Annotated in this window: 1 protein-coding gene; it reads left to right on the top strand. The window is 71.2% G+C overall.

Features of this window, described 5'->3' with window-relative positions; all coding sequences use genetic code 11:
- Positions 1–4,444: beta-ketoacyl synthase N-terminal-like domain-containing protein (locus ACFYNO_RS41080; RefSeq protein WP_388023886.1), on the top strand; the 4,444-nt coding region annotated here is incomplete at both ends.

Raw genomic sequence — 4,444 nt, forward strand, 5'->3', positions numbered from 1 at the left:
GTGGCGTGTGATGCGGCGGATCGGGAGGCGTTGGCGGGGGTGTTGGCGGGGCGTCGGTTGGCGGGTGTGGTGCATGCGGCGGGGGTGTTGGACGACGGGTTGGTCGAGTCGTTGACGCCTGAGCGGTTGGCGGGGGTGTTGCGGCCGAAGGTGGAGGCGGCGGTCAACCTGCACGAGCTGACGGTGGACCAGGAGTTGGCGTTCTTCGTGCTCTTCTCGTCCATCGCGGGAGTCTTCGGCAACCCCGGCCAGGCCAACTACGCGGCTGCCAATGCTGCTTTGGATGCGCTCGCTGTGCAGCGGCATGCCGCAGGCCTGCCGGCGGTTTCGCTGGCCTGGGGCCTCTGGGAGCAGGCCAGCGGGATGACCGGGCACCTGGACGAGGCCGGCCTCGGCTGGATGGCCCGGGCCGGTATCCGTCCGCTGCCGACCGAGCAGGGCCTGGCCCTGTTCGACGCGGCGCTCGGCGCGGCCGAGCCGCTGCTGCTGCCGGTTCGGCTCGACAGCGCGACCCTGCGGACCCGGCAGGCGGCCGGCCTGCTGCCTCCGCTCTTCCGGGAGTTGGTCCGGCAGCCCGCGCGACGGCGCGCCGAGCAGCAGTCGGCCGACGGTGGACCGGCGTTCGGCCGACTGCTGGGCGGAGTGGAGCAGGCGGAGTACGAGTCGGTGCTGCTGGCCTTCGTGCGCGGCCAGGTGGCCGCCGTCCTTGGGCATGCCGACCCCGAGACGGTCGACGTGGAGCGCGCGTTCAAGGAGCAGGGCTTCGACTCCCTGACGGCGGTGGAGCTGCGCAACCGGATCTCCGCCGCCAGCGGCGAGCGACTGCCCGCCACCTTGGTCTTCGACTACCCGACTCCGCTGGCGCTCGCCCGGTTCCTCTGCGCATCGGTGGTCGGAGGTGAGGCGTACCAGGACGCGGTCCCCGTGCGGACGTTGGCGGTGGAGGACGATCCGGTGGTGATCGTCGGTATGGCCTGCCGCTATCCGGGTGGGGTTTCGTCTCCGGAGGAGTTGTGGCAGCTGGTGGCGGGCGGGGTGGACGCGATCGGCGACTTCCCGGACGACCGTGGCTGGGACCTCGCGGAGTTGTACGACGCGGAGGGGCTGCGGCCGGGCACGACGTACACCCGGTCCGGTGGGTTCCTGGCGGATGCGGCCGGGTTCGATGCAGGCTTCTTCGGCATCTCGCCGCGCGAGGCGGTGGCGATGGACCCGCAGCAGCGGCTGTTGCTGGAGGTCTCGTGGGAGGCGCTGGAGCGGGCCGGGCTGGACCCGGTGGAGTTGCGCGGCAGTCGGACCGGCGTCTACGCGGGCGTGATGTACCACGACTACGAGGGCGGCTCGACGGCCGAGGTGGAGGGTTACTCGCTCACCGGCACGCTGGGAAGCGTCGCCTCGGGCCGGATCTCGTACGCCCTTGGGCTGGAGGGTCCGGCGGTGACGGTGGACACGGCGTGCTCGTCCTCGTTGGTCGCGTTGCACTTGGCGGCGCAGGCCCTGCGGGCCGGGGAGTGCGAACTCGCCGTGGTGGGCGGGGCGACGGTGATGGCCACGCCATGGGTGTTCCGCGAGTTCAGCCGGCAGCGGGGGTTGTCCGTGGACGGGCGGTGCAAGTCGTTCTCGGATGGGGCGGATGGCACGGGGTGGTCGGAGGGGGTCGGGGTGTTGGTGGTGGAGCGGTTGTCGGATGCGCGGCGGTTGGGGCATGGGGTGTTGGCGGTGCTTCGGGGGTCGGCGGTGAACCAGGACGGTGCGTCGAACGGGTTGACGGCGCCGAACGGGCCCTCACAGCGGCGGGTGATCGAGGCGGCTTTGGGAGCTGCTGGTTTGACGGCTGGTCAGGTTGATGTGGTGGAGGGGCATGGGACGGGGACGGCGTTGGGGGATCCGATCGAGGTGCAGGCGTTGCTGTCCACTTATGGGCAGGGGCGCTCGGCGGAGCGGCCGTTGTGGTTGGGGTCGGTGAAGTCGAACATCGGGCATGCGCAGGCGGCGGCGGGTGTGGCCGGGGTGATCAAGATGGTGATGGCGATGCGGGCGGGGGTGCTGCCGCGGACTCTGCATGTGGCTGCGCCGAGTCGGGAGGTGGACTGGTCGGCCGGCGCGGTGGAGTTGCTGCGGGAGGAGGTGGCGTGGGAGCGCGGGGTGGAGCCTCGGCGGGCGGGGGTGTCGTCGTTCGGGATCAGCGGGACCAACGCGCACGTGGTGCTGGAGGAGCCGGAGTTGGTGGTGGCGGCGGACCGGGTGGCGGAGCCGGCGGTGGTGCCGTGGGTGGTGTCGGCGCGGTCGGAGGGGGCGTTGCGGGGGCGGGCGGAGCGGTTGGTGTCGCTCGTGGGTGAACTACCGCTGGCGGATGTGGGGTTGTCGTTGGCTTCGGTGGGTGCGGGGTTTGAGCGGCGGGCGGTGGTGGTGGGTTCGGAGCGTGGGGAGTTGCTGGCGGGGTTGAAGGCGGTGGTGGGCGGGGTGCCTGTTCAGGGGAGGACGGCGGTGTTGTTCTCGGGGCAGGGTGCGCAGTGGGCGGGGATGGGGCGTGGGTTGTACGAGGCGTTCCCGGTGTTTCGGGAGGCGTTCGACGAGGTGTGTGCGGAGTTCGGCGACGGGCTGCGGGAGGTGGTGTTCGGGGAGGACGAGCGGTTGGATCAGACGGAGTTCACGCAGCGTGGGCTGTTCGCGGTGGGTGTGGGGTTGTGGCGGTTGGTGGAGTGGCTTGGGATCGGCGTTGATGCGGTGGGCGGTCACTCGGTGGGTGAGTTGGTGGCGGCTTATGTCGCGGGGGTGTGGTCGTTGGAGGATGCCTGTCGGGTGGTGGGTGCGCGTGGCCGGTTGATGCAGGCGTTGCCGGCGGGTGGTGTGATGGTGGCGGTGCGGTTGTCGGAGGCGGAGGCTGTTGAGCGGTTGGCAGGCCGGGACGGTGTCGGGATCGCGGGGGTGAACGGTCCGCGCTCGGTGGTGCTGTCGGGCGAGGAGGCGGTGGTCGAGGTGGTGGTGGCGGAGTTGGAGGCCGAGGGGGTGCGGTGCAAGCGCCTGCGGGTGTCGCATGCGTTTCATTCGCACTTGCTGGAGCCGATGCTGGGCGAGTACCGGAAGGTGCTCGCAGGCGTGGAGTTCCGCGCGCCGCAGTTGCCGGTGGTGTCGAACGTGAGCGGTGGTCTGCTGACGTCCGAGGAGGCCTGCTCCCCGCAGTACTGGGTGTGCCAGGCCCGTGAGGCTGTGCGGTTCGCCGACGATGTGGCGGCGCTGCGTGGGCTGGGTGTGGTGCGGTTCCTGGAGTTGGGTGGCCAGGCCTTGGTGGCGATGCTGGATGAGCCGGTGGTGGTGGCGGCGTTGCGGCGGGGTCGGGGGGAGGCGGAGTCGTTCTGGTCGGCGGTGGGTGAGCTGTATGTGAGTGGTGCGTCTGTTGACTGGAAGCAGGCGTTTCCGGGGGCTCGGCGGGTGGAGTTGCCGACGTATGCCTTCGAGCACGAGCGGTATTGGCCGGAGCCGACCCTCACGACCGGCGACCCGGCCGGGCTGGGGCTGGCCGCCGCCGCGCATCCTCTGCTCGGTGCGGTAACGCAGTTGGCGGGTGACGACGGCCTGGTCCTCTCCGGTCGCGTCTCGCTCCGTACGCACCCGTGGCTTGCTGATCACGCGGTGAACGGACAGGTGCTGCTGCCCGGTACGGCGTTCGTGGAGCTGGCGATCCGGTCGGGCGATGAGGTGGGCTGCGGGCGGGTCGCGGAGCTGACGCTCGAGTCTCCGCTGCTGTTGGCCGAGCGGGAAGCGGTGTTGCTGCAGGTGCGGGTGGAGGCGGCGGGCGAGGACGGGCGGCGGGCGCTCACCGTTCACTCCCGTGATGAGAGTGCCGGTCCCTGGACTCGCCATGCCAGCGCGGTGGTTGAGGCAAGTGCGGGTGCTGCTGGCGTGGAGCTAGGGGTGTGGCCGCCGGCGGGCGCGGAGCGGGTGGAGTTGGACGGGTTCTACGGAGGGTTGGCCGAGCGGGGTTACGGCTACGGTCCGGCCTTCCAGGGATTGACCGCGATGTGGCGACGCGGCCCCGAGACCTTCGTCGAGGTGGCGCTGCCGGAGGGGCTGAGCGCTGCCGGCTTCGGCGTGCACCCCGCCTTGCTGGATGCCGTGTTGCACACCGTCGCCGCCGAGGCGGAGGGGCTGTTGGTGCCGTTCGCCTGGTCGGGGGTGGAGCTGTTCGCCTCGGAAGCGGTGGCCGTGCGCGCTCGGGTGGTGGTGCGCGGCGCCGAGGAGATAGGGGTTGAGGTGGTCGACCCCCATGGGCGTGCGGTGTTGGTGGTGAACGCGCTGGGGCTCCGTCCGCTGGCCGTGCCGCAGGCGGTGCGGGCGGACTCGCTCTTCCGGGTGGACTGGGTGCCGATTGAGTTGGGTGGTGGGGTGGTTGGTGAGTGGGTGGTGTTGGGGGAGGGGTTGGGTGAGTTGGGTGGTCGGCGGT

The organism is Kitasatospora sp. NPDC006697 (assembly GCF_042869935.1).
In the GTDB taxonomy this organism is placed as follows: Bacteria; Actinomycetota; Actinomycetes; order Streptomycetales; family Streptomycetaceae; genus Kitasatospora.